The sequence below is a fragment of the Pseudomonadota bacterium genome (genome assembly GCA_016711215.1).
GTDB lineage: Bacteria > Myxococcota_A > Polyangia.
In genome coordinates this window covers 274,998-300,278 of sequence record JADJTL010000003.1, presented here as the reverse complement: position 1 = coordinate 300,278, position 25,281 = coordinate 274,998, and the positions used below count along the sequence as shown (strand labels likewise).

Sequence of the window (25,281 nt, the reverse complement as noted above, 5' to 3'; positions counted from 1 at the left end):
CTTTCCCCGTAGATCGCCGCTTGACCGCATAGCGCGACATTCTACAGACTCGTGGGTTGCCAGGCCAGCGCGCGCCTTGCCGCCGCGCCACGCGGCGTGGTCGCGGGCCCAGACGGAACCCAGACGGAACCCCGACGGAACCCAGATGGAACCCAGATGGAGGAGGTGGAGCGGGTGCAACAGCTGGCAGACCAGCCCTTGATCGAGGCGTTGCGGCTGATCCTCGGCGGCGACCGCAGCGCGCTGGCCGAGCGCTGGATCGATCAGGCGGCCAGGTGCTGCTGGGCGCTGCGCCTGGCCCCAGCGCAGCGTAGTCAGCTCCAGGCGCGCTGTGTGACCGTCCTCGAGGCGCTCGCCGAGGGCCTGGCGCAGTCGTCGACGCTGGCCACCGGGACGCCTTCGTGGCGCGAGTCGATTCAGCGCCTGGCCTTCCTCGCGGGCTGGATCGCGGGCCAGCAGTGGCCGCTCGGTGCGGTCCTCGCGTTGGCGCACGCCCTGCGTGACGTGCTCGCGCTCCCCGCGCCCCTCGCCGACGATTTTGCGCTGGTGTTGGCGGAGGCCCACGCCAGCGGCCTGCGTGACCAGGCCCTGGCGCGGCGCCGCGCGCTCCTGACGAGGAGTCAGCTGGTTTGTCTGCTGCGGCCCTCGCTGGCGGCGCTCTGGCTGGTGGGCGATCCCGACGCTGCGGCGCTGGACGACGCGCTCGGCCGCTGGCTGATGCTGGCGGTGATTCACGACGCCCGCTACCTGCTGGTCGACGTGGCGCTGGGAGAGGCGCCGGCCCCCTTGCTCGAGCTTGCGCTGCGACGCTTGGTTGAGCTGGTCGAGCAGGGGGAGTCGCTCGCGGGGCGCCAGATCTGGGTCGTGATGCCGGAAGGCGATCAGGCGTTGGCCAGCTGCGCTGCGGCGACGGGCTTGCCGGTGCGCGCGGTCGAGAGCGTGGCCGAGGCGCTGGCCACGCCCGCCGCGGGGGCGTGACGCGCGCATCTCGGCGCCCGCTGCCGCTGCGCGCCGGGCCCTGGTGCAGGCCACCCCGCTGAGCGGCCTGCCGGCGCTTGGATTCGTCCGCTGCAGGTTCTCACCGATCGCCCAGCCGTGATAGCATCGCCTGCGTGGTGCAGCCCGAGACGTTCGAGCCGATCCAGTTCGGTCGCTATCGCTTAGAGCAGCGGTTGGCCGTCGGCGGCATGGCCGAGATCTTCCGCGCGCGTAGCTTCGGCGCCCATGGCTTCGAGAAGACGCTGGTGATCAAACGCATCCTGCCCGACCTGGGCCGGGATCGTGAGTTCGTCGCCATGTTCATCGAGGAGGCGCGGATGATGACGCGCCTCAATCACCCGAAGATCGTCCAGGTCCACGACTTCGGCGAGGTCAACGGGCACTACTACATCGCGATGGAGTACGTCTCGGGGATGGACCTGCTCGAGCTGCTACGCGCTTGCGCTCGGCGGCGCGTGCGGCCGACCACGGCGATCGCAGTGCACATCATGGCCGAGGTGCTGGACGCGCTCGATTTCGCCCACGGACTCTGCGACGAGGCGGCGCAGCGCTTGGGTCTCGTACACAGCGACGTCTCGCCCTCCAATATCTTCATCTCCGAGCTGGGCGAGGTGAAGCTCGGCGACTTCGGCATCGCGCGCGCGCACGGCAGCGGCAGACGCTCGGAGACGGGTGCGTTGCGCGGCAAGTACGGCTACATGTCGCCGGAACAGGTATCTGGGCAACCGATCGACGGGCGAGCCGACGTCTTCGCGGCGGGCATCGTGCTCTGCGAGCTGCTGATGATTCGGCGCTTGTTCATCGCCAAGCACGACCTCGAGGTGCTGCTGCAGGTGCGCGATGCGCGCCTCGATCGGCTCTATCAGTTCGGCAGCCGGATTCCCGGCGACCTGATGACGATCATCGAGTCCGCCTTGGCTCGCCAGCCGGCGCTGCGCTACCAGTCGGCCGGGGTGTTTCGCGATGCCCTGCACCGCTACCTCTTCGAAAATCGCCGCATGGTGCGCTCGGCGGACGTACGGCGCTTCATGCAGCGGCTGCTCGACGAGCGGCCGCTGATCGAGCGGCCGGATACCTGGGACCGACTGGCCGCGGTCGGTGGGCCGGGCCTGCCGCCGCTGGCCAATGAGGTCGATGAGCCGCCCCTGATGTCGATGGTCAGCGACCCGCGGGCGCAGGACGAGCTCGACCGCGAGGACACCACGCCGCCAATCCCGGCGATGGCGACCGCTGAGGCCCCGGCGGCGATCCAAGCCCAACTGATGGATGCGATGCACGGAGGCGATGAACGCGCCGCGCCAGGCGCGGCTGCCGCCCCCCGCCCGAGCGTGCCACCGCCGCTCGAGGCGCTGCATGCAGAGGCTGCCCGCGGTCCGACGGGGGCCGTCGTCGGGCGCAAGCGACGGATCGCGCTCGCGCCCCCGCCGACGCCGATGCCGGTGCCGCAGGGGCTGCCGCATACCGGCGAGGAGCCGCGGCTTGGCACCGAGCACGCCCTGGCGGCGGCGCCGGAGCTCGCGATCGATGGCTCGACGAACCTGGATTTCCGCACCAGCTCCACCGGTGAGCGCCAAGCGCGCGGCGACGCAGAACCATTGCCGTCCAAGCCTGCGCCCGCCCCGCGCGCCGAGGAGGTCGCCGCCGGCCGGGTCACGGCGCCGATTGGTGTTCGGCCCCCCGCCGAAGCGGTGCCCGACCTCGAGGGCAAGCTTCAGCCATCCCAGAGCATCTTCCGCCTGCTCTTCCGACTGGCCTGCGCCGAGGATAGCGGCTTGTTGGTGCTCACGCAGGGGGGCTCGACGAAGGAGATCTACCTCGCGGACGGGCATCCGCACTATGTCAGCTCCAATCAGGCCGACGAGCTCTTTGGGCAGTATCTGGTCAAGCGCGGGGTCCTCTCGGCCGGTGAGCTGGCGATGGCTTTGGCGATGCTGCCGCACTTCGATGGTCGCTTGGGTGACACGCTGGTGGCGCTCAAGCTCATGCGGCCGATGCAGGTCATTCGCCATTTGACCTTCCAGGTGCGCGAGAAGCTGCTCAACGCCTTCAGCCTGACCACCGGAAGCTTTGCCTACTACCGCGACGCGAAGTGCCTCCACGAATCGGCGCCGCTCGGCCTCGATGCCTACGAGATGCTCGGCGCCGGGGCCCAGCGCATCGACCGCCAGCTGGTGCAGAATCGCCTCGAGCTCGACCTCGATCGCTACCTGCAGCTACGCACGCCGGCGCCGGTGCCGCCGGAGGTCTTTCGGCTCGGCGAGCAGCCGCGGCGCGCGGGCGAGAAGCTGAACGGCGAGGTCACGCTGCGCCAGCTGCTGGGCCGCTTCGACGATCCAGCCGAGCAGGAAGCCTTCGAGCGGGTGGTGTTCTTGCTCCTCGAGACCGGGCTACTCACGGTATAAGTGGCGGAGCGGCGCACTCGTTGGGCGCGCTGACCTCGGGTGGGGGGCGATGACCTCCTCGCCTCTAGCGACGACAAGGCGGGTTCATGCAGATGACAGGCGTCCAGCACTCATTGGAAGGTGATCCACAGGCGGTGCAGCGTCTCGTCCGCGCCGAAATCAGCGACCCGCACGGGCTGCTTGGCGTCCATCGGCTGCATTGGCAGGGGCGGCAGGGACTGGTCGTGCGCGCCTTCGCTCCCGAGGCGCTTGGCGCGCAGCTGCACGTTGCCGGCAGCGATCCCCAGCCCATGCAGCAGGTGCATAGCGGAGGGCTCTTTGCCCGCTTCCTGCCCGACGCGAGCTTGCCGCTGAGCTACGAGGTCGAGTGGTCGCTGGCCGACGGCAGCGCGCCGCCCCTGGCAGACCCCTATGGCTTCGCGCCGACGCTCGGCGAGCTCGACCTGCACCTCTTCGGTGAGGGTACCCATTACCGCCTCTATGAGCGGCTCGGCGCGCATCCGCGCGCGGTCGATGGGGTGGCTGGAACCTCCTTCGCCGTCTGGGCGCCCAACGCCGTGCGCGTCAGCGTGGTCGGGACCTTCAACGGCTGGGATGGGCGCCGCCACCCGATGCGCCGGTTGGGGGCCTCGGGGGTCTGGGAGCTCTTCTTGCCGGGCGTGGGTGCCGGCGCGATCTACAAGTACGAGCTCAAGCTGCGCGACGGCAACCTACGGCTCAAGACCGACCCGATGGCCTTCGCGATGGAGCTGCGGCCCAAGAGCGCGTCCGTGGTTCAGGGGCTCGGCAGCTTCGCCTGGCAGGATGACGCGTGGATTCAGGCTCGTGCGGTCGGTGACCCGCGGCAGAAGCCGATGGCGATCTATGAGGTGCATCTCGGCTCGTGGATGCGCGTGCCCGAGCGCGAGGACGGCTGGCTGACCTACCGTGAGCTCGCGCCGCGCCTGATCGAGCACTGCCGGATCCATGGCTTCACGCATCTCGAGCTGCTACCGATCGCCGAGCATGCCTTCGACCTCTCGTGGGGCTACCAGACCACGGGCTACTTCGCGCCGACGGCGCGCTACGGTGGGCCCGACGATCTGCGCTACTTCATCGATCTCTGCCACCAGCACGGTATTGGCGTGTTGCTCGATTGGGTGCCCGCGCACTTCCCCAAGGACGACTACGCGCTGCGCTGGTTCGACGGCACGGCGCTCTACGAGCATGCCGACCCCCGCGAGGGCGAGCACCGCGATTGGGGCACGCTGATCTTCAACTACGGGCGCCACGAGGTGCGCGCCTTCCTGCTGGCCAACGCGCTCTACTGGCTCGATCAGTTCCACTTCGACGGCCTGCGCGTCGACGCCGTCGCGTCGATGATCTACCGCGACTACAGCCGCCCGCATGGCGAGTGGATCCCGAACCAGTACGGTGGGCGCGAGAACCTCGAGGCCATCTCACTACTGCAGGAGCTCAACCGGCAAGTCTACAGCAGCTTCCCTGGCGTGCTGACCATCGCCGAGGAGTCTACGGCCTGGGGTGGCGTCACGGCGCCGACCTACCTGGGCGGCCTGGGCTTCGGTTTCAAGTGGAACATGGGGTGGATGCACGACACGCTGCACTACTTCACGAAGGATCCGATCCATCGCAAGTACCATCACAACAACCTGACCTTCAGCATGCTCTACGCCTGGACGGAGAACTTCATCCTGCCGCTCTCGCACGATGAGGTCGTGCACGGAAAGCGCGCGCTGCTCTCGAAGATGCCGGGCGACGACTGGCGCAAGGCCGCCGGGCTGCGCGTGCTCTTGAGCTACCTCTATGCGCATCCGGGCAAGAAGCTGCTCTTCATGGGCGCCGAGTTCGGGCAGTGGTCGGAATGGCGCCACGATGCCAGCTTGGACTGGCAGCTGCTCGCCGAGCCGCGCCATAGTGGTATTCAGCGGCTGGTCCAGCAGCTCGGTCACCTCTACCTCGGCCACGATGCGCTCTGGGCTTGGGATCATGAGCCTCGCGGCTTTCAGTGGATTGACTGCACCGACTCCGAGCAATCGGTGATCTCCTTCCTGCGCCGCGGTCCGCGGGGCGAGATAATCTGCGTCTTCAACCTGACGCCGGTGCCGCGGAGGGACTACCGCATCGGGGTGCCAGCCGCGGGCGAGTACCTCGAGCTGGTCAACAGCGACGCTGAGAGCTTCGGCGGGACGAATGTCGGCAACTGCGGGCGTGTGGTCAGTGAGCCGATGCCCTGCCACGGCATGGAGCAGTCGCTCTCGCTGACCTTGCCGCCGCTGGGTGCGCTCTTCTTCGCGCGCGAAGCGACGCCGGCGGACAGCCTGCTCGCTCCGGCGCAGGACGGCGCCCCGTCCGAGGCCGAGCCCAGGTCTGAGGCGTCTGAGGCGGAGTAGGGCACCTCGCCGGGCGACAACCTAGGTCGCGGGCAGGGCGGGCACCGACACGTTGACCACCGCGGTCAGCAGATCGCAGACATCGAAGGGCTTGCGGAAGTAGGCGGCGGCGCCGAGCCGGCGGGCCACGCCCTCGAGCCGCGGGCTGTCGTCTGCGGTGATCAAGATCACCGGCAGGCGGTTCTCGGTGCCACGCAGGCTGGCGAGGACGTCGAGACCCGAGAGACAGGGGATGTGCAGATCCGAAATCAGCAGCTCGATCGGGTCGTCGCAGTACGGGCTGCTCTGGCTGCTCGCGAGCCGCTCCAGCAGCGCTGCCCCGTCGGCCACCTCGTCGACCCGGTAGCCGTGGCTCTTGAGCGCCGCGGCGAGCAAGAGCCGCAGGTCCTCGTCATCCTCCGCGAGCAGCACGCGGCGGCTGATCAACTCGAGCTGGAGCGCGGTTAGCGCTAGGCCTGCGGGAGGTGACATCGATGCTCCGCCGCCGCTCTCGCCCTGGAGCCCTCCCCCCCGCGCTTCAGCCCAACGGCGGCATCGACCTCGCTGCGCAGCGTCTCGAGGTTGAGCGGCTTCGACAAGACGGCCGATGCACCCATGCGCTGGGCCTGCCCGCGCAGCGCGTCATCCATCGCCCCGGAGATGACGATCACCGGCGGGGCCCAGGCGCGCCCCCGCAGGTCGGCGAGGACCTCGAGGCCCGAACAGCCGGGCATGCGGATGTCTGAGATCACGACATCCGCCGGCCGATGCTCAGGGCCGCCGTAGATCGCATGCTTGACCAGCACGTCCTGCAGCTCGCTGCCGCTGGTCACTGTATGGACCTCGTAGCCGCTGTGCTCGAGCGCGGCGCTGATCAACCGCAGCACATCGCGGTCGTCGTCGGCCACAATCACGCGATGAACGTCGGGGCGCTGCGGGGACTGCCAGAGCATCGGAGACCTCCTGCGCGGGCAACACCGAGGAGGCGCCTATCATACACGACGAGGCCTGCTCGTCTACCGGCTTCGCAACACGCCTTCGCAACACGCCTTCGCAACACGCCTTCGCAACACGCGAAACGACGTTGCTCGAGCTGGCGCCGGCGTCGGCGGTCAGCACCGAGCGGTTGCCGGCTAGCTATCGAGGGCTTCGTTGCGCGCTGGCGGGGTCTCCTCCGCTGGGGCGCGACCGCTGCGCGCGTACTGCTTCAGCTTGCGATAGAGCGTCTTACGGTCGAGGCCGAGCACCCGCGCCGCTTCCGTGCGGTTCCCGCCGACGACTGAGAGCACGGCGAGGATGTGACGGCGCTCGATCTCGTCCATCGGCACCAGGGGCTCGCCCGCCGCGGGTGCGTCGGCGCCAGAGCGCGTCGGGTTGCGGCGGATGGGCGGAGGGAGGTCCTCCACCGCGATCTTCGTGTGCCGCGTCAGGGCGACGGCGCTCTCGACGCAGTTGATCAGCTCGCGGACGTTGCCCGGCCAGGGGTAGGCGAGCAGGTGTTCGGCCGCGGGCCCCGAGACGCCAACCACCGCCTTCCCCGAGCGCGCGGCGATCTGATGCACGGCGTCGTTGGCGAGCAGCAGGACGTCGCTGCCGCGCGTGCGCAGGGCCGGCATCTGCACCTGGATCACGTTGATGCGGAAGTAGAGGTCGGCGCGGAAGCGACCCGCTTGCACCTCGGCGTCGAGCTGCCGATGGGTGGCCGCGAGAATGCGCGCGTCGAAGGGCACCTCGAGGTCACTGCCGAGCGGTCTTACGGTGCGCTCCTGCAGCGCGCGCAGCAGCTTCGGCTGCAGCGCGAGCGGCATGTCGCCGATCTCGTCGAGAAAGAGCGTGCCACCATTGGCCTGCACCAGCAGCCCGACGCGTGCTGCATGGGCATCGGTGAAGGCTCCCCGGGTGTGGCCAAAGAGCTGGCTCTCCAACAGCGCCTCCGGCATCGCCGCGCAGTTGATCGCGACGAAGCGGCCAGCCGACCGAGCGCTACGATTATGCAAGGCGCGCGCAGCCAGCTCCTTGCCCGTTCCGCTCTCGCCGGTGATCAGCACGGTGGCCTCGGTATTCGCCACGCGCGTCAGCAGCTCGACCAGTCGACGCATCGGCTCGCTCTCGCCGATCAGCTCACCGATGGCAGTCGAAGGTTCCGCCTGACGCGCCAGGCGCGTGATCCCCTCGGCTGCGCTATGCCGCAGCGCGCGCTCGAGCACGACGTTGAGCTCGGCGAAATCGAGCGGCTTGGTGAGGAAGTCGAAGGCGCCCGCGCGCAGCGCGTCGATGGCGGTTTGCATGGTGCCCCAGCCGGTCATCAGCACCACCGTCGTGCCAGGAAAGGCGCGGACCACGCGGGCACAGAAGTCGAGGCCATTCATGCCATCGAGGCGGACATCAGCCAGCACCGCGGAGAAGCGCTGGCGCTCGAGCGCGGCCAGCGCCTGCTCGGCCGCGGTGACGATGGTGGGCTCGAAGTGCAGGCGGCGGAGCTGCAGATCGATCAGGGCCCCGAGCGCGACGTCATCGTCGATCACGAGCACGGCGCGCGAATGCCCCGCCGCGCGAAGGGGCTGCGAGGCTCGGTCGTCGCCGGCCTCGGCTTCCGTGACGGGCCACGCGGGTGACGCGCTCTGCTGCGTTGCGGTGGGGCGCGTCACTTGGCCATCGCTTCCATCGCTTCCATCGCTCTCGGGGCCGCTGTTACGCGCAGCGACCTGTTGGGCTGCCGCACCCGGCCCACCGACTGCACGGCGAGCGAGAGCGACGAAAGCAAGCAAATAAGCAGCTACTATACGCGCAGCCCCCTCAGGCGCCAAGACCCGCTGCCGGTCCGAAGATCACGGCGGCGGGCGCCGCGAAGTGGAGGTGCCCACTTTGAGTCAGCGGCGCCTCCGGCGCGCCAGTCCCGGGAGGGCCAGCGGTCGAGAGGCGCTCCACACCCGCGCTTGGCAGCGGCAGGTCGAGGTCCGAGCGCAGCGCTACGGCGAGCGTATAGGCGCCGCGTCGCACCAACAGAGCGCCCTCGGAGGGGCTCTCGGCCTGCGCCCGTCCGCTGAGCTCGCGGCGCAGTCGAAGGAGCTTGCGGTAGAGCTGGAGCGTGCCGTCGTGCGGCGCTCGTCCGCGCTCGGCCCAAGCGAGCTTGCTGCGCTCGAAGCTGCTGGGATCCTGCGGGTCGGGAAGCGTCGTGCCGGCGTCGATCGCGAAGCGCGCGCGGGCCTCGCGCCAGCGTCCCTCACGCACCCGGCGCCCGAGCGCGGGCTTGTGATCGGTGAAGAAATGGAAGGGCGCGCTCGCCGCCCACTCCTGACCCATGAAGAGCAGCGGCGTCTGCGGGAGAAAGAGCAGCAGGGCGGAGGCGGCACGGAACAGCGCGGGGCTGATCGTCTGGTGCAGGCGCTCGCCGAAGGGTCGATTGCCGACCTGGTCGTGATTCTGCAGGAAGTAGATCAGGCTCTGGGGCGAAAGGGCGCGCGGATCGCTGCCGCGCGGCAGGCCGCTGCTCGGCAGCACCTGACCTTGGTACCACCAGCCGTCGTTGATCGTCTTCGCCAGCGCTGCGGTGGTTGCCGGGAAGTCAGAAGGCGCGCCGAGCTGCTCGCCGGTCAGGAGACGCCGCAAGAGGTGGTGGAAGTCGTCAGTCCAGACGCCGTCGAGGCCGTAGCCCCCGGCGGATGGCGCTTGCAGCACGAGGTTGAGATTGCGGTCGTCCTCGGCGAAGAGATAGCGCCGCTGTCCGGAAAGGCTCCCCACCCGCGTGCTCAGCGCCGTCAGGAAGTGGGTGGCGCTGCCGTCGTAGAGCGCGTCGATGGCGTCGAGGCGCAGGGCGTCGATATGGTACTCGGCGAGCCAGTGCTCCGCGTTCTCGATCAGAAAGGCGCGAACGGTCGCGCTGCCGCGCTGATCGAGGTTGACCGCGGCTCCCCACGGCGTGTGATGTCGGCGGGTGAGGAAGGGGCCGAAGGCGGCCACATAGGCGCCATCGGGCCCGACGTGGTTGTGGATCACGTCGAGGATCACGGAGAGGCCGAGCGCATGGGCTCGGTCGACGAAGGCCCGCAGCGCGTCGGGCGGGCCGTAGACCTGCGCCGGAGCCCAGAGCGCCGCCTGATCGTAGCCCCAGCTCCAGCGCCCAGGAAAATCCGCCACGGGCATCAGCTCGACCGCGGTGATGCCGAGCGCCTGCAAGTCGTCGAGTCGTGCGCTGGCGGCGGCGAAGGTCCCCTCTGGCGTGAAGGCGCCGACATGCAGCTCGTAGATGACGAGCTCGGACAAGGCCCGGCCCGACCACGCCGCGTCGTGCCAGCGGAAGGCCAGCGGGTCGACCACCGCCGACGGTCCATGGACGCCCTCGGGCTGGTAGCGGCTCGCGGGGTCGGGGGCGACGCGGTCGTCGTCGAGGCGGTAGCGATAGCGGGCCCCCGCGCCAAGCTGCGGCACGAAGACCTCGTGGAGACCGTCGCCGGCGCGCTGGAGGCGATGCTGGACCGTGGTGGCTGTGCCGGCGGCCGCGCCACCCTCGAGGATCAACTCGACCCTGCGCGCCCTCGGCGCCCAGACGCGAAAGCGGGTGCCTTCGGCGCTGACGGTCGCGCCGAAGGCGTGCCTTCTCATCGACTGGCGCGATCCTTCGCGGTAGCGGCGGCGTCGCGCGAGGCCCCAGTGCGCTCGGCCAAGTCACGCAGCTGCCGCAGCTCGGCGTGCGCCTCGCCGAGGGCTCGCTCGAGGCGCTCCGCCTGGCTCGCCCGTTCTTCCGCCTCGACGAGCTGGTCCATGGCGTCGGCCAGGTGGCCGTCGACGCGGCTCAGCGCGCGCTCGGCCTCCGTCAGGCGCTTGCGGCGGTGCTGAGCCTCGTTGCGCCACGCTGCGGCTTCGCGCTCGGCGCTGCTGAGCGGCTCCTTCGCGACCGGTGCCGGCGAGGTCCGCCAGCGCTTTGCGCCCAGACGCCAAGCGACCAGCAGCGTCCCCCCCGCGACCAGGAGCGCGACCAGCGGCCAGAGGCGCCACGGCACGTGTTCGCCAGCGCCGAGGTGGCGGCCCAGGCGATACGAAAGAAGGCCGCTCGCGCCGGGCACGAGCAGCAGCGCCGAGACCAAGATCGGACGGCGTCGGAAGGTGACCCAGGCGCGGCTGCGGGCCCGTGCCCAGGCCGAGCGAGGGTGCGCGCCGATGAGGACCGGCGCGTCCGTCGCCCAGGGTGGTGGCCCTTGGGCCCGCAGGGCCTCGATCGCCTCGGTGCGCGCCTCGCGTTCGATGCTCTGGCGCTCTGCGTAGCAGTCGCGCAGCGCGCCGCGCAGCCAGCCGCCGAGCGCAGCCGGGTGCGCCCCTTCGCTCTGTTCGAGGACCTGCTCGAGCCGCTCGCGCAGCGCCGCGGCTGACGAGATGCGCCGCGGCACGTCGCGCTCCAGCGCGTCCAGCACGACCGCGTCAAGCTCTGGTGGGATGGCCGGGTTGTAGCGGCTCGGTGGTGGCACCGGAGCCCCCATGACCGCTTCCAGCACCTCCTGTGGCGTGGCACCGTGAAAGAGCAGCCGGCCGGCAAGGAGCTCGTAGAGCAGCACGCCAAGGCCCCAGACGTCGGCGCGTCGATCGACCGTGCGCTGCTGCAGTTGCTCGGGGGCCTGGTGCGCGATGCGGCTGGCCAGGCGGCTGGGTGGGGTGTGCTTCCGCAGCGGGTCGGCTCGCCCGAGCCCGAAGTCGATCAGCTTGGTCTGACCGGCATAGGTCACGACGACGTTCTCCGGCGAGAGATCGCCGTGCAGCAGCGACCTCCGATCGTCGGCGCTGTCGGGTAGGGCGTGGGCGTAGGCCAACGACTCGGCCGCCTGCGCGACAATCCGACAGGCGCTGCCCAGCGGTAGGCTGAGCTCGCGTGCGGCCAGAGCGCTGACCAGCAGGCGCAACGTCTCGCCGCCGACGTACTCGGTGACGACCCGCGCACCGCCGCCCTGCGGCTCGGCGGCGAAGACGCGCGCGATGCCGTCGTGGCGCAGCGCGATTGCCGCGGTCGCGCGCGCGAGCCAGGCGCCGACGAAGGGGCGGGCGTCGTGCAGTCGCGGCAGGAGGCTCTTGATCAGCACCAGGCGCGTCACGCCAGTCGGCCCAGGCTCTGCGCCCAGCGCGTCCTCGGTGAAGTAGCCGCTGCCGAGCCGGCGCAGGATCATCCACGACGTGGTGTTGGGGCTGTGAGCGTGCGCCCGCACCGTGGCATGATGCCACAAGGCCGGCCGGATTGTCGCGTTGTCCGATGCGAGCACCCAGGAGGGCGGAGCCGCTCGCCAGCGGCGCGCGGCCGTCGCGGCGCGCACCCAAGCAGGCGTGCGTAGGGCCCAAGCAAGCGTGCGTAGGGCCCAAGCAGGCGTGCGTCGGGATTGGGTCGCGGATGGGTCGCGGATGGGTCGCGGATGGGTCGCGGATGGGGTCGCGGATGGGGTCGCGCAAGATGACGAGGGCCGGGGCAGAATCGCCGGCCTCGAGCAGGATGAAGTGTTGAGCCGATGAGCCAGGTAATCGAGCAGGGCGACGTCCGGATGACGATCGACCAGCGCGCCGACGCTGAGCTGACCGAGATCGTCCTGAGCGCGCAAGGCCCCGGGCCGCTGGTGCTGCACTGGGGACTGCGCCTGCCCGGCGACGGGCGCTGGCACGCGGCGCCGCCTGAGTGCTGGCCGGCGGGGTCGGTCGCGGTCGGTGAGGCGGCGGTGCAGACGCCGCTCGCGCCTCGGTCCGAGGAGGGGCCGCTGGTCCTGCGCCTGCCGGCGCAGGGTCCCTGGGCCGCGCTGACCTTCGTCTTGCTGCTGCCGGACCGGGGACGCTGGGTGCATCACCATGGCGGTGATTTCGTCGTCCCGCTGCGGTCAGCGGGGGTGGTCGATGGGCCCAGCGCGCCGGTGGCCTGCGCGCGGCTCGTCGAGGAGATCGTGGCCCATGAGCTCGGGCGCTCGTCGTGGACGTTGATGCATCGCTATCAGCTCTGCCACGCCCTGATCGAGGGCTGCGGCGCCGACGCCGACGCGTTGGCCTACCTCTTCGTCTGGCTGCGGTTCTCGGCGCTGCGCCAGCTCGACTGGCAGCGGCGCTACAACACCAAGCCGCGCGAGCTCGCCCACGCGCAGCAGCGCTTGGGCGAGCTGCTGGTGCAGCGCTTCGCGGGGGCGCCGCGCGCTCGGCCGCTCGTGCGGCTGTTGCTCGGCACCGTCGGTGCGGCGAACGAAGGCCAGCGCATCCGCGACGAGATCCTCGAGATCATGCATCGCCATCGGATCAAGGAGGTGGCGGGGCACTTCCTCGAGGAGTGGCATCAGAAGCTCCATAACAACACGACGCCCGACGACGTCGCGATCGCCGAGGCGTACCTCGCGTTCTTGCGCAGCGACGGCGATCTGTTGCGGTACTGGGCCGAGCTGCAGCGACACGGCGTGACGCGCCAACGCCTCGAAAGCTACGAGCGGCCGATCCGCTCGGCGCCCGACTTCGTGCCGGGATTGAAGGCGGGCCTGGCCCAGGACATCGAGCACTTCGCCGGCACGCTGCGTGCGTTGCATGAGGCGAACGATCTGGCGGCGGCGGCGGCGGCGGCGCGAGAAAGCTGCGATCCCGAGGACCGTCAGCGGCTGGCCTGGCTCTTGAGCCTGTCACGCCCGAGCCCTGCGGATGGCGGCGCGCGCGGGATCGACCGGGCCACAGGCGCCGCGTCCCCGTCGCCGGCGGCCATCCTCGTGCAGGTGGTCGAGGCGATCACCGTCCTACGCCGCAACCTCGCCCGGCGCCTCGCTGGCGGCGAGACCGTGCGGGCGCTGCTCTACCTCGACCTCGCGCTCGAGGACCACCTTCGCCTCGCGGTCGAGCGCTGGCTCGACGCCGACGTGACGTTGGCAGAGCTGGTGGTGCTCGTTGAGCACGTGCTCGAGAACCTTGGCCTGAGCAGCGCGCTTCCGGAGCTCGAGCTCTGCCGGCGCCATTGGCGCCGCATCAGCGCCGACGGAACCTTCGACGCTGACCGTGCGCGCCATGCGCGGGCCGTGGTCGAGCGGGTCGCCCGCGCCGTCGGTGGCGAGGTCGACGCCTGGTACGCGCTGCTGCAGCCCAAGGCCGAGCAGCTCGGGGTCGCCCTGCGCGTCGAGGCCTGGGTCATCAGCCTCTTCAGCGAGGAGGTGGTGCGCGGGCGACCGAGCTTCGTGATCGCGGCGCTGCTGCGCCACCTCGACCCCTTGCTGCGGGCGGTGGCTGCGCTGGGCGACTGGCAGGTGGTCAGTCCGGGGCGCGGGGAGGGGGAGCTGCGCTGTGTCGACACCCTGCGCGAGCTGCAACTCGATGGTCAGCGCGGGCCGCTGGTCGTGCTCTCGCGCTCGGTCGGTGGCGATGAGGAGATCCCCGAGCAGGTGACCGCGGTGATCACCCCGATGCCGACGGATCTCGTCTCCCACGTCGCCGTACGCGCCCGCAACGCGGGGCTGCTCTTCGCCACCTGCTATGCGCCGCAGAAGTTGAGCGAGCTCGAAGCGCTGCAGGGACGGCAGGTGCGGCTGGAGGTCGACGCGCGCGGCGATGTGGTGGTGGCCGCGCTGGAGGGCGCCACCGCGGCCGCAGCGACGCCACGCGCACCGCTCGTGCTGCCGGCCGTCGACCTGAGCGGCGAGGATTGGGTCCTTCCCCTGGCGCGCTGCGGGCCGGACCAGGTGGGAGCCAAGGCGCGCGGGCTGCTGCGGCTCGCGGCGGTGTTGCCCTCGTGGGCGATCGTACCCCCGGCCGTCGCCGTGCCCTTCGGTGGCCTCGAGCGCGCCCTGGCGCTGCCCGCCAACGCGGGTCGGGCCGAGGAGTATGCCGAGCGGACGCGGCGCGCCGACGAGGGGGCGATCGATGTGGCGCTGCTGAGCCGCCTGCGCGCGTTGGTGCTGGAGCTGGAGGCGCCCGCGGCCCTGGCGCCGGCGCTGAAGAGTGCGCTGGCGGCCGTCGGCGTGCCGCTCGGCGACGCGCTCGCGACGAGCTGGATGCAGATCAAGCGGGTTTGGGCCTCGAAGTGGAACGAACGCGCTTACCAGGCGCGGCAGCACTGGCAGCTCGCGCACCGCGCCGTCCACCTCGCGGTGTTGATTCAGCCGCTGGTGCCCGCCGATCACGCCTTCGTCCTGCACAGCGTCAATCCGGCCGATGGCAACGCCCGTGAACTCTACCTCGAGCTCGTCCCGGGCCTCGGCGAGACCCTCGTCGGCAACCACCCGGGACGCGCGCTGGCGGTGGTCGTTGATAAGGCGCGCCTCGGCGACGCCGACGGGGGCGCGCGAATCGTGGCCTATCCGAGCAAGAGTGAGGCCTTGAGCGCTCGGGGGCTCATCTACCGCTCGGACGCCAACGCCGAGGATCTGGCAGGCTACGCTGGCGCTGGACTCTACGACAGCGTGACGGCCGAGGCGCCGACGGCGCGCCTGCTGGACTATACTGAGGAGCCGCTCTTGTGGGACGCCGCGCGACGCCTGCCGCTGGTGCGTCGCATCGCAGAGATCGGCCTGAGCGTGGAGCGGGCCTTCGGCACGCCCCAGGATATCGAGGGTGTGATCAGCGAGGGGCGGCTCTATGTCGTCCAGGCGCGGCCGCAGGTGGGTCTCTAGGCCCGGCGGGAACGGGCCGGCGTCGGTCGTCAGACGGTCGCGCGAGGGTGCGGACGCGGCTAGCGTTCGACGTGAAGGCAACGGGAGCAGGGATGCAACAGTCGCCGAGGCGTGTGCCGATCCGGATTGGAAACCAGACCAGCTTTGCCGCGAGCAGCGTGGGCGAGCCCTTCGACTACGCGATCGAGCATGGCTTCGACGCGTTTGAGTGGTTCCCCGATCGGCCTGATCGGCCCGAAATCGGGCTCGGCTGGGAGGAGGGCGATTTGGACGCCGGCCAGCGTCTGCAGCTGCGCAGCGCCGCGCATCGCCACGGCGTGCAGCAATCGGTCCACGCGCCCTGGCGCGCGACCCCGCTGCAGCCCGGGGGCCCGGAGCGGCTCCAGCAGTCGGTCGAGTTGGCGCTCGACCTCGGCGCCACGCTGATCAACCTTCACCTCGATCTCAGTCAGGGCATCGAGGCCTTCGCGGAGGCGACGGCGCACCTTGCGCAGCAGCTCGCGCGCCACCGGCTGGCGCTGGCGATCGAGAACACGCCCGAGACCAGCCCCGAGCACTTCAATGCGCTCTTCGCCCTGCTGCGCGCGCAGTTCGGCACGCAGCGCGCTGGCATGTGTCTCGACCTCGGGCACGCGAACCTCTATGGCGGCACGCGCAACGACTACCTCGCCTACGTCGATCGGCTCGCCGACCACGTGCCGTTGATTCATCTGCACCTGCACGAAAACTACGGCGATCGCGACAGCCACCTGACGCTCTTTACGGGTCCGGCGGCGCAGTCGCCGGCCGGGCTGCAGGGGTTAATCGCGCGGCTGCGGGCGCGCGGCTTCGCCGGCGCGGCAATCCTCGAGCAATGGCCACGGCCGCCGCGCTTGCTCAACGAGGCCAGGGATCGGCTATGCGAGCTGCTGGGGCAGCCACGGGCGCGAGCATGGACCGCCTGGTCGAACGACTAGTCGAGGCCAATGCCCGCCAGCGAAGCTGGCGCGAGAAGCTCGAGTGGGTGGCGGAGCTCTGCGCGGCCGGGCCCGACGGCGTGAGCGATGAGCAGCTCCGTGATCTCGGGATCTACCTGCGCTTCCTCGGCACGGGCGAGCTGCCCTGCGTCGAGGATGGACGGCACTTTCGCCCGGTGCATCACGCGCGGCTGGCGCAGCGTATCCACGCGAGTCTGCGCACGCTGCGCCGCCCGGGCAACGCAGGGCTGCTACGCCGCATCGTTCGTTGGCTGCCCTCTTACGATGGCGCCTTCCTCGCGGCCGAGCCGCTGACCCGGATCCGCGACATCGCGCACCGCAACGACATCCCGTCGGCGCTCAAGCACGAGATCAAGCATACGCTGCAGAACAAGCTCCACCGCTGCGCGGGTCCCGAGGATCTGGCGACCTCCGCGGCGCTCCTGCAGCGCGTCACGGCGCCCGGGGCGGACTATTCGCCGGCCTTTGTGCGCGAGTTCCGCAAGTTCCACGAGGAGCTGCAGCAGTTCTTCGGTGCGGGTGAGCTCGCGGCGCAGCTCGCGCCACTGCTGAGTGAGGCGCAGCTGGACCTCCAGAGCGCGGCAGCCGCGCTGCAACGAGCGCAGCAGCAGGCGCTCGGTCGTGACGCGACGCCTGAGGAACTGCTGCAGGAGCTGCGGGCGCTGACCGCGCTGCGGGAGCGGCTCGAGCCATCGATCGTCGGGAGCGCCAGCGCCCTGGCGCAGCGCTGCGAGCGCGTCGACCTGGCGCTCGAACGCCAGGCGTTTCTCGTCGCGAGCCGCTTCTGCAGCGCGCTCGAGGCGAGTCCGGAGCCGGCGCCGTGGAGCACCGTCTTGGGGGCCCTGGGGGCGCTGCTCGACCAGCTCGCGCTCAGCGGCGTGGCGCAGGCGGAGTCGCGCGCGCTGGGCAGCGATCTGCGCTGCTGGATGGCGGCGCCGCCCGGGGAGGCCTGGCGCCTACTGGCCCTCCTCGCCGCGACAGAGCGGGCCCAGGGTCTGGCCGCGGCCTGCGCCGCGCGCTCGCTGACGCTCTTGGCCGTGCGCGCCGAGCTCGTGGGCCGCGCCCTTGGCGTGGCGCCGCATGCGCTGGCCAGCTACGTCGAAGGCGAGCTGCGCGGCGCGCTCGTCTTTCAGCTCAGCAAGCTCGCCGAGTGGCTCGAGGCGGCGTTGCGGCGCGAGGCGGGCCTGCCGCCGTGGAGCGCGGTGGTCGCGGGGACTGTGGTCGGGCGGCTCTTTCACGCGAGCAGCCTCGAGGACGTCGAGGCTGGAGGCGCGCGCGAGGGCGCCGGCGCCGAGCCGGTGATCGCCTGCGTGGACCGCGCGACGGGCGATGAGGTCTTGCCGCCGGGCGTGGTCGGCGTGCTGCTCGGTCAGCCGATGGCGCTGCTGTCTCACCTCGGCGTGCGGGCGCGCCAGCACGCCGTGGCGTTCGCCGCGGGGAGCGCCGCGGCCTTGCAGGGGCTGCTGCGCGACGCTGCCGCCGACGCGGCGGGGCCCTTCCGGCTGACGGTGCGGGCCGATGGCGTGGAGCTGAGACCCGCGGCCTTGGCTCCCGCGCTGGCGCCGGAGCCAGCGAGTGCCCCGGCGGCCATCACCCGCGCCACCACGCAGGAGGCGCTTGATTGCGAGGCGCGCTGGTTCCTGCCGCTGCACGAGGTGAGCGCCGAGCGCGCAGGCGCCAAGGCCGCGAGCCTCCGCTGGCTGGCCGAGCTTGCGGCCGCTGAGCCCAGCGTCTTGCGCGTCGCGCCCGCGGCGGTCGTGCCCTTCAGCGCGCTCGAGCGGCTGATCGCGGAGCAGCCTGCGCCCTGGCGCGCGGCCTGGGCGCGCTGGAGCGGAGGCGCGGCGAGCGCCGGCGAGGGTCGCGCCGAGGGGGGCAGCGCGGCCGAGGCGCAGGCTGCTGCGCTCGCGGCGCTCTGGGCGGCGGTTTCCGTGCCACCGGCCTTGTTGGCGGGGTTGGTTGATCTGCTTGGCGCCGACGCACCGCTCGTGGTGCGCTCCAGCGCCGACACCGAGGATCGCGTCGGCTACACGACGGCCGGCCTGTTTCGCTCCGTGGTGAACGTCAGCTCGGCGGCCGTGGCCGGGGCGCTGAAGGAGGTCTGGGTCTCGCTCTGGTCGGCGCGCGCGCTGCGCGTGCGTGCGCAGCAGTTCGCTGGAGCGCCGCCTGCGCGGATGGCCGTGATTGTCCAGCAACTGATCGACGCTGAACTTTCGTTCGTCATCCACACCGTTGATCCGCTAACCTGCGACCGTGCCTTTGCGCTGGTCGAGTGCGCAGTGGGGTTGGGTGAGACGCTGGCGAGCGGCGCCGCGGGGACGCCCTTTCGCTTGCGTTGCCGCAAGGACGGCGGGGCGACGACGTTGCTCGGCTGCGCCAGCTACGCTGAGGCCCTGCGCCCTGCCGCGAACGGCGGCTTGTGCGCGGCGCCGGTGCGCTACGCTGGAATGCCGATCCTTTGCGACCCAGCCTGGCGCGAGCGGTTGGGCCAGAAGCTGGCGTCGTTGGCGCGACTGATTGAAGCGCGGGCCGGAATGCCGCAGGACATCGAGGGCGCGCTGGTCGCCGACGCGCTGCTGGCGCTGCAGACGCGAGCGCAACTGGGACTGTCGCGGCCACTGGGATTGTCGCGGCCACTGGGATTGTCGCCGCCACTGGGATTGTCGCCGCCACTGGGATTGTCGCCGCCACTGGGCGACGAGGACTGACGATGAGCCTTTCAACCAGCGAGAGCGCGCCAGAGAGCCGCGGAGCACCAATGCTTGCGCGGCAGCAGCCCGCCCTGCTGGGGCTCTTCGATAAGCGCCTCGAGGGCGACGACACGCTCTTTCAGTTGGCACGGCTGCGCTTCGAGCGCGCGGGGATCGGCGCCGAGGTCTATCCCGGCGCCCCGGAGCGCTTGAACGACGTCGTGGGGCAGACCCCAGGCAACGCGCTTACGATCCACGCGCATCTGCCGCGCGGGCTGAACCTGCTGCGGGAGGACGACCGGCATTGGGTCGTCGAGTTCGCCCGGCGATCCCCGGCGCGGGTGCGTGGGCTCGTGGCGCACGATCAATGGGATCTCGTCGAGAGCCCGGACGAGTATCGGGCGGCGTTACGCGCGCTCGACGCCGACTTGCGCGCCTTGGGTCGGCCCGAGCCGCTGCTCTTCGTCGAGTATGCGGTCGGAGTCGAGGCATCGCGCTTTGTCGCGATGTTCGCCAGCATCGCCGAGCTGTCGCAGATCAGCGCCTGCATCGACGTCGGTCACCTCGGCATTCAGCAGGCGCGGGTGGCCTTCGCGGCGCGCCGCCCCGGCCTCGACGTCTGCGCCTTGACGCCCTACGCCGACGAGCTGCCAGCGCTGATCGCCGTGGTGGAGGGCGCAGTGCGGAGCGTTCTGCCCTGGCTGCTCGAGCAGATCGAGGCGCTCGCGCGGATCGGTAAGCCCCTGCACTTCCATCTGCACGATGGTCATCCCCTCTGGACCCTGAACCGCTACGGCGTGGCCGACCACGCCAGCTTCCTCGAGCGGGTGGTCTTGCCCTTCGAGTTTCAGGGCCAGCACTGCTTGCCGATGATGTATGGCCCGCGGGGGCTGCAGGCGATCGTCGCCAGCGCGCTGCGCTGGCTGGCGGCCGCGCAGGTCAGCTTCACCGTCGAGGTCCATCCGGTTGAAGGGCGCCAGCCGCTGGCAGCCTTTGCGCCGCACTTTCGCCACTGGCGCGACACGACGAACGCCGAGCGGATGAACTACTGGTTGACGGTGCTGCTGCGCAACGCCCGGCTGACGCAAGAGGCCGCGCTGGCGGCCCTGGGTGCAGCGCCAGCCCTGGGCGCGCCGCCGCCGCTGCCGGCGGCCGGTGCTGGGTCCGAGCATGCCGAATAGCCGCCTGATCCCGCGGGCTCGACCGCAGTAGCGCGCGCGCACGGGATCGAGTAGTTTGCGCGCATGTCTGCCGACCCCCTCCGTCATAATGCGCTGCTCGACGGCGCCTGGACTGCCGATGATGCTCGTGCGCTCTATGGACTCGAGGACTGGGGGAAAGGCTATTTCCGCATCAGTCCGACTGGGCATCTGACGATCTGCCCGACGCGTCAACCCGAGCGCGGAATCGACGTCTGGGAGGTGGTCGAGGGCCTGCGTGAGCGCGGCATCAATCCTCCCGTACTCCTGCGCTTCCCCGACCTCGCGCGCGACCGGCTCCACGAGCTGCGGCAGGCCTTCGACGCGGCGATCGAGGAGAACCAGTACCAGGGCGGCTACTGCTTCGTCTATCCGATCAAGGTCAACCAGGAGCGCGACGTCTGCGAGGAGATCCGCAACATCGGCGCGCAGCTCGGCTATGGGCTGGAGGCTGGTTCGAAGCCGGAGCTGCTGGCGGTCTTGGCGATGACGGTCGGCCACAACGACATGCCGATCGTCTGCAACGGCTTCAAGGACCACGAGTACATCGAGACCGTGGTGTTGGCGACCAAGCTCGGTCGGCGGATCATTCCGGTCGTCGAGCGCTTCAATGAACTCGAGCTGATCATCGAGCAGGCGCAGCGGCATCAGACGCGGCCCCTGGTCGGTCTGCGCATCAAGCCGGCCGCGCGCAGCACCGGCAAGTGGGCCTCGTCCTCCGGCATGCGCAGCAAGTTCGGGCTGACGGCCGCCGAGGCCTTGCGGGTGATCGAAGAGCTCGAGCGGCACGGGATGCTCGACTGCCTGAAGATGGTCCACTTCCACCTGGGAAGTCAGGTGTCGGATATTCGGCGCCTGAAGAGCGCCGTCACGGAGCTGGCGTACTTCTACACCGAGCTGCGTCGACTCGGCGCCGGCATCGAGTACATCGACGTCGGCGGCGGGCTCGGCGTCGACTACGACGGCAGTAGCTCGGTCTTCGAGTCGAGCGTCAACTACTCGATCCGCGAGTACGCCAGCGATTTGATCTACCGCATCAAGACCGTCTGCGACGACGCCGGCGTCCCGCACCCGACGATCTTCAGCGAGTCCGGCCGGGCGATGGTGGCGTATTCCACTGTGCTCGTCTTCGACGTCGTCGGGCGCTCACATTTCGACAGCGAGCCCGACATCGAGGCCATTCGCGCGCGGGTCGCCGCGGAGGACGACCCGCCGCAGCCCGTGCTCGACCTGCTCGATGCCTTCGAGAGCATCACCGATCGCCGGCTCTCCGAGGCCTTCCACGACGCGGTCCAGGCGCGTGATGAGGCGATGAACCTCTTCTCGCTCGGCTACCTCACGCTGCCGATGCGCGCCGACGCGGAGAAGCTCTTTTGGGCGATCGGGCGCCAGATCCTGGCCCGCGCCGAGAAGCGCGGGGAGTTGCCCGAGGAGCTCAGCGATCTCCGTGAGGGGCTGAGCGACACCTACTACTGTAACTTCAGCGTCTTTCAGTCGCTGCCGGACGCCTGGGCGGTCGATCAGCTCTTTCCGATTCTGCCCTTGCACCGCTTGAACGAGCGCCCGACGCGGGCGGCGACCTTGGCCGACATTACCTGCGACTCGGACGGCAAGGTCGACAACTTCGTCGACCGGCGGGACATCAAGCGCACCTTGGAGCTGCACGAGACTCAGGGCGACGAGCGCTACACGCTGGCGGCCTGTCTCGTCGGCGCCTACCAAGAGGTGCTCGGCGACCTGCACAATCTCTTCGGCGACAACCACGTCGTCCGGGTCAGTCTCGACGCCGAAGGCTCCTGGTCGATCGACGAGGTGATCGAAGGTGACTCGGTGCGCGAGGTGCTCGCTTACGTCGGCTATAGCGGCGGGGAGATGGTCCGGACGATGCGTCAGGACGTCGAGCGCGCGCTGCGGGCGAGCACGCTCAGCGTGGCGGAGGGACGCTCCCTGCTCGAGTTCTACGAGAGCGGGATGGCCGGCTACACCTACTTGGAGTGACGGGTTGTGGGAGTGAGGCTTCGTGGCGCCACGGCGACTGGAGCGCCCTTCGATCATGACTAGTACCAAGATCGCGCTCGTGCAGATGGCGATGGGCCCCGAGCCGGCCGACAACCTGCGCCGCGCCACCGAGCTGATTGGGGAGGCCGCTGGGCGGGGTGCCGCGTTGGTCTGCCTACCCGAGCTCTTCCTTCGACGCTATTTCTGTCAGCACGAAGCCGTGCAGCACTTCGACGCGGCGGAGCCGATTCCCGGCCCGACGACGCAGGCGCTGGCGGCGGTCGCGCGGCGCGAGCGGGTCGCGCTGATCGTTCCACTCTTCGAGCGGCGCGCGGCAGGCGTCTTTCACAACAGCGCGGCGCTGCTCGACGCTGAGGGCGCCTTGAGCGGCGTCTACCGCAAGATGCACATCCCGGATGATCCGGGCTACTACGAGAAATACTACTTCGCGCCCGGCGATCTCGGGTTCCTCGCCTTCGACTTGGGACAGGTGCGGATCGCCGTGCTGATTTGTTGGGACCAGTGGTACCCGGAGGCCGCACGCTTGGCTGCCTTGCGCGGCGCGTCGGTGCTCTTCTACCCGACCGCCATCGGTTGGCATCCGCAGGAGAAGCAGGCGGAGGGCGCCGTGCAGCGCGACGCCTGGCGCACGGTCCAGCGCGGCCATGCGGTGGCGAACGGCGTGTACGTTGCCGCGGCCAATCGCGTCGGTCATGAGCCCGGCGAGGCCGGGGGCGCGGGGATCGAGTTCTGGGGCTCGTCGTTCGTCTGCGATCCGCAGGGCGTCGTCCTGGCGGAGGCGGGCGCGGCGGACGAGCAGATCCTGCTGGCGACCATCGAGTCGTCCCGCATCGAGCAGGTGCGACGCCATTGGCCCTTCTTGCGCGATCGGCGCATCGACGCCTACGCTGATCTTCAGCGCCGCTTCATCGACAAATGAGCCGGGCGACGCCGCCGACGCGGAGGATCGCGGTGGGCACGGGGGAGGCAGCGCCGCCGGCTGGGTTGCGCTACCGGATGCCCGCCGAATGGGAGCGGCATGCCGCGACGTGGCTGGCCTGGCCCCATAACGCGAGCGACTGGCCCGGCAAGCTGGGTGCGATCCACTGGGTCTTCGGTGAGATCGTGCGCCGCCTGGCGCCAGGCGAACGACTCCGCCTCGTCGTCGCCTCCACGGCGGTCGAGCGGCGGGCTCGCTCGGTGCTCGCGCGCGTCGGCGTCGATCTCGCTCAGATCGACTGGTTGCCCTGGCCGACCAATCGCGGCTGGCTCCGTGATAGCGGGCCCGTTTTCGTCGACGACCGGCGCGCGCAGGACAGCGCGCTGAAGGTCTGCAGCTTCGGCTTCAACGCGTGGGCGCGTTACTCGGATTGGCAGCTGGATGCGCGCCTGGCGGAGCGCGCGGCGCGTCACCTGGGCCTGCCGGTGCTGCGGGCCCGCCGCGGCGCGCGCGACTTCGTGCTCGAGGGCGGGGCGATCGACGTCAACGGCTACGGTAGCGCCCTGGTGACGGAGGAATGCCTGCTCGATCCTGAGGTTCAGGTGCGCAATTCGGGCCTCGACCGGCGTGGCTACGAGCGGCTCTTGGCCGACTACCTCGGGATCAGCCAGGTGCTCTGGCTCGGTCGCGGGATCGCCGGCGACGATACCCACGGCCACGTCGACGATCTCTGCCGCTTCGTCGACCGGCGCACTGTCGTGCTCTGCAGCGAGGACGACCCGCGCGACGCCAACTACGGGGCGCTGGCGGAGAACCGCGAGCGCCTGCAGGCGCTGCGCCTCGAGGACGGATCGCGTCCGCAGGTGGTGGCGCTGCCGATGCCGGCTCCGCTCTGGTTCGGCGGGCGGCGCCTGCCTGCCAGCTACGCCAACTTCTATGTCGGCAATGCGGCGGTGCTGGTGCCGACCTTCAACGATCCGCGTGATCGGCAGGCGCTGGGCGTGCTGGCCGAGCTGTTTCGCGATCGTCCGGTGGTCGGCATTCACGCGGTTGATCTGGTATGGGGACTGGGTACGCTCCATTGCTTGACCCAGCAGGAGCCGCTGGCGGGCCCGGCGCGCGCCAGCGCGAGGGGCGCTCGCGCGCCAGCCGCCGAAGATTGCGCCTGATCCCGGCTGCCGGCGCGCCGGCGCGGAGCGCGCGACGGTACGATCGCGCCGCCGCCGCGCGATCGCCAAGGAGCTGCTCGCTGAGGCCCAGGTTGCTCTGCGCCTCGGCGAAAGCCGGGAGCTGGTCGACGACCAAGGCGTAGTGGGCGCGGGCGGCCTGCAAGGCGCCGGCGCCGCGCAGCGCGTTCGCGAGCTCGTAGCGCAAGACGGCGAGGCTCTCGGCGGAGGAGAGCGAGCGCAGGTAGAGCGGATGGTCGGCGGGAACGCGGTACCTGCGCCGATACCAGTCATCGCTATACGCGCGCCCCGCGGCAAGCAGCTCGACGTTGCGCGCGGGGCCCCCATCGTGCGCCTGCAGGCGCACGAAGAAGTGACCCGGGACGAGCACACCCCGCAGCGGCAGCCCGAGCGCCTCCCCCAGGGCCAGGTAGAGGGCGCCGAGGCCCAGGCAGCTTCCCTGCCGGCGGGCCAACAGCGCAGGCAGCTGCGTTGCCGCCAGGGTCGGCGGGCCGCCCGCTGGCAGCGCGCTGAAGCGCCACTTGCCGAAGATCACCCGATGCCAGCTGCGGAGCCGGGCGCGGTCGTCCGGTGCAGCCAGGCCCGCATCACCGAGCTCTGCCAGCAAGCGCGCCAAGGCGCTGGGCGCCGCGGCAGCCGCGCAGCGGGCGCGCGCCTCCGGGCGCGGCCCCGCCGCTTCACCGAGCCGCCACCATGCCGCTGCGAAGGGTCCCAAGCCCGCGCCAGCCGCGCGCGCGCGGCTGCGCGGCTGATCGATCCCCGTGACGATCACCATCACGCAAAGCAGCCGAAAATGGGGACCAAAGGAGCCCTGCCTCACGCCCGCACCTCCCTTTCGCCGGAGCGCCGACCAGCATGCGGCCAGCGTAGCGGGCAAGGTGGATCGCTCCAAGCTCGACCGCCCCCCCTTGGGCTGCTACAGGCGGG

At 70.6% G+C, this 25,281-nt stretch carries 15 protein-coding genes; 10 read left to right on the top strand and 5 right to left on the bottom strand.

From position 1 onward, the window contains the following. Positions 1-174: 174 nt before the first annotated feature. From IPL40_10225 to glgB, 3 genes are all read left to right on the top strand, one after another. On the top strand, positions 175-978 hold the full coding sequence (locus tag IPL40_10225) for a hypothetical protein (GenBank protein ID MBK8481537.1): 804 nt from the start codon (positions 175-177) through the stop codon (positions 976-978). A 137-nt stretch (positions 979-1,115) separates the two neighbouring features. Continuing rightward, complete coding sequence (locus IPL40_10220) at positions 1,116-3,401, top strand: serine/threonine protein kinase (protein ID MBK8481536.1); 2,286 nt, start codon at positions 1,116-1,118, stop codon at positions 3,399-3,401. Between the two features lie 92 nt (positions 3,402-3,493). Beyond that, positions 3,494-5,791, top strand: a complete 2,298-nt coding sequence (gene glgB / locus IPL40_10215; GenBank protein MBK8481535.1) for a 1,4-alpha-glucan branching protein GlgB — start codon at positions 3,494-3,496, stop codon at positions 5,789-5,791. Positions 5,792-5,812: 21 nt separating this feature from the next. Here the strand turns inward: glgB and IPL40_10210 are convergent, their stop codons facing one another. The 5 genes from IPL40_10210 to IPL40_10190 form a co-directional block, all read right to left on the bottom strand. Then, positions 5,813-6,262 (bottom strand): response regulator, encoded by a 450-nt coding sequence (locus tag IPL40_10210; GenBank protein ID MBK8481534.1) that lies wholly within the window; start codon positions 6,260-6,262, stop codon positions 5,813-5,815. Continuing rightward, positions 6,241-6,723: a response regulator gene (locus IPL40_10205; GenBank protein MBK8481533.1), complete on the bottom strand. Its 483-nt coding sequence runs from the start codon at positions 6,721-6,723 to the stop codon at positions 6,241-6,243. Before IPL40_10205 ends, IPL40_10210 begins: the two co-directional genes overlap by 22 nt. 180 nt (positions 6,724-6,903) lie before the next feature. Beyond that, positions 6,904-8,301 (bottom strand): sigma-54-dependent Fis family transcriptional regulator, encoded by a 1,398-nt coding sequence (locus IPL40_10200; protein MBK8481532.1) that lies wholly within the window; start codon positions 8,299-8,301, stop codon positions 6,904-6,906. A gap of 265 nt (positions 8,302-8,566) precedes the next feature. Further along, on the bottom strand, positions 8,567-10,372 hold the full coding sequence (treZ, locus tag IPL40_10195) for a malto-oligosyltrehalose trehalohydrolase (GenBank protein MBK8481531.1): 1,806 nt from the start codon (positions 10,370-10,372) through the stop codon (positions 8,567-8,569). Then, positions 10,369-11,922 (bottom strand): protein kinase, encoded by a 1,554-nt coding sequence (locus IPL40_10190; GenBank protein ID MBK8481530.1) that lies wholly within the window; start codon positions 11,920-11,922, stop codon positions 10,369-10,371. The genes treZ and IPL40_10190 overlap by 4 nt, the downstream gene beginning before the upstream one ends. Before the next feature lie 333 nt (positions 11,923-12,255). Here IPL40_10190 and IPL40_10185 point away from each other — a divergent pair, with 333 nt between their 5' ends. From IPL40_10185 to IPL40_10155, 7 genes are all read left to right on the top strand, one after another. Further along, on the top strand, positions 12,256-15,366 hold the full coding sequence (locus IPL40_10185; protein ID MBK8481529.1) for a hypothetical protein: 3,111 nt from the start codon (positions 12,256-12,258) through the stop codon (positions 15,364-15,366). 92 nt (positions 15,367-15,458) lie between these two features. Then, positions 15,459-16,322, top strand: a complete 864-nt coding sequence (locus IPL40_10180; GenBank protein ID MBK8481528.1) for a sugar phosphate isomerase/epimerase — start codon at positions 15,459-15,461, stop codon at positions 16,320-16,322. Then, positions 16,298-19,048: a hypothetical protein gene (locus IPL40_10175; protein MBK8481527.1), complete on the top strand. Its 2,751-nt coding sequence runs from the start codon at positions 16,298-16,300 to the stop codon at positions 19,046-19,048. The genes IPL40_10180 and IPL40_10175 overlap by 25 nt, the downstream gene beginning before the upstream one ends. A gap of 2 nt (positions 19,049-19,050) precedes the next feature. Beyond that, the gene (locus tag IPL40_10170; GenBank protein MBK8481526.1) at positions 19,051-20,211 is read left to right on the top strand and encodes a hypothetical protein; all 1,161 of its coding nucleotides are present in this window, start codon (positions 19,051-19,053) and stop codon (positions 20,209-20,211) included. Positions 20,212-20,274: 63 nt separating this feature from the next. Next, positions 20,275-22,227 carry a biosynthetic arginine decarboxylase gene (speA, locus tag IPL40_10165; GenBank protein ID MBK8481525.1) on the top strand — a complete coding sequence of 651 codons (1,953 nt, stop codon included), beginning with the start codon at positions 20,275-20,277 and terminating at the stop codon, positions 22,225-22,227. Between the two features lie 55 nt (positions 22,228-22,282). Beyond that, positions 22,283-23,167 (top strand): carbon-nitrogen hydrolase, encoded by an 885-nt coding sequence (locus tag IPL40_10160; GenBank protein ID MBK8481524.1) that lies wholly within the window; start codon positions 22,283-22,285, stop codon positions 23,165-23,167. Next, a complete protein-coding gene (locus IPL40_10155) occupies positions 23,164-24,336 on the top strand; it encodes an agmatine deiminase family protein (protein MBK8481523.1) in 1,173 nt (390 codons plus the stop codon). Before IPL40_10160 ends, IPL40_10155 begins: the two co-directional genes overlap by 4 nt. Positions 24,337-25,281: the final 945 nt, after the last annotated feature.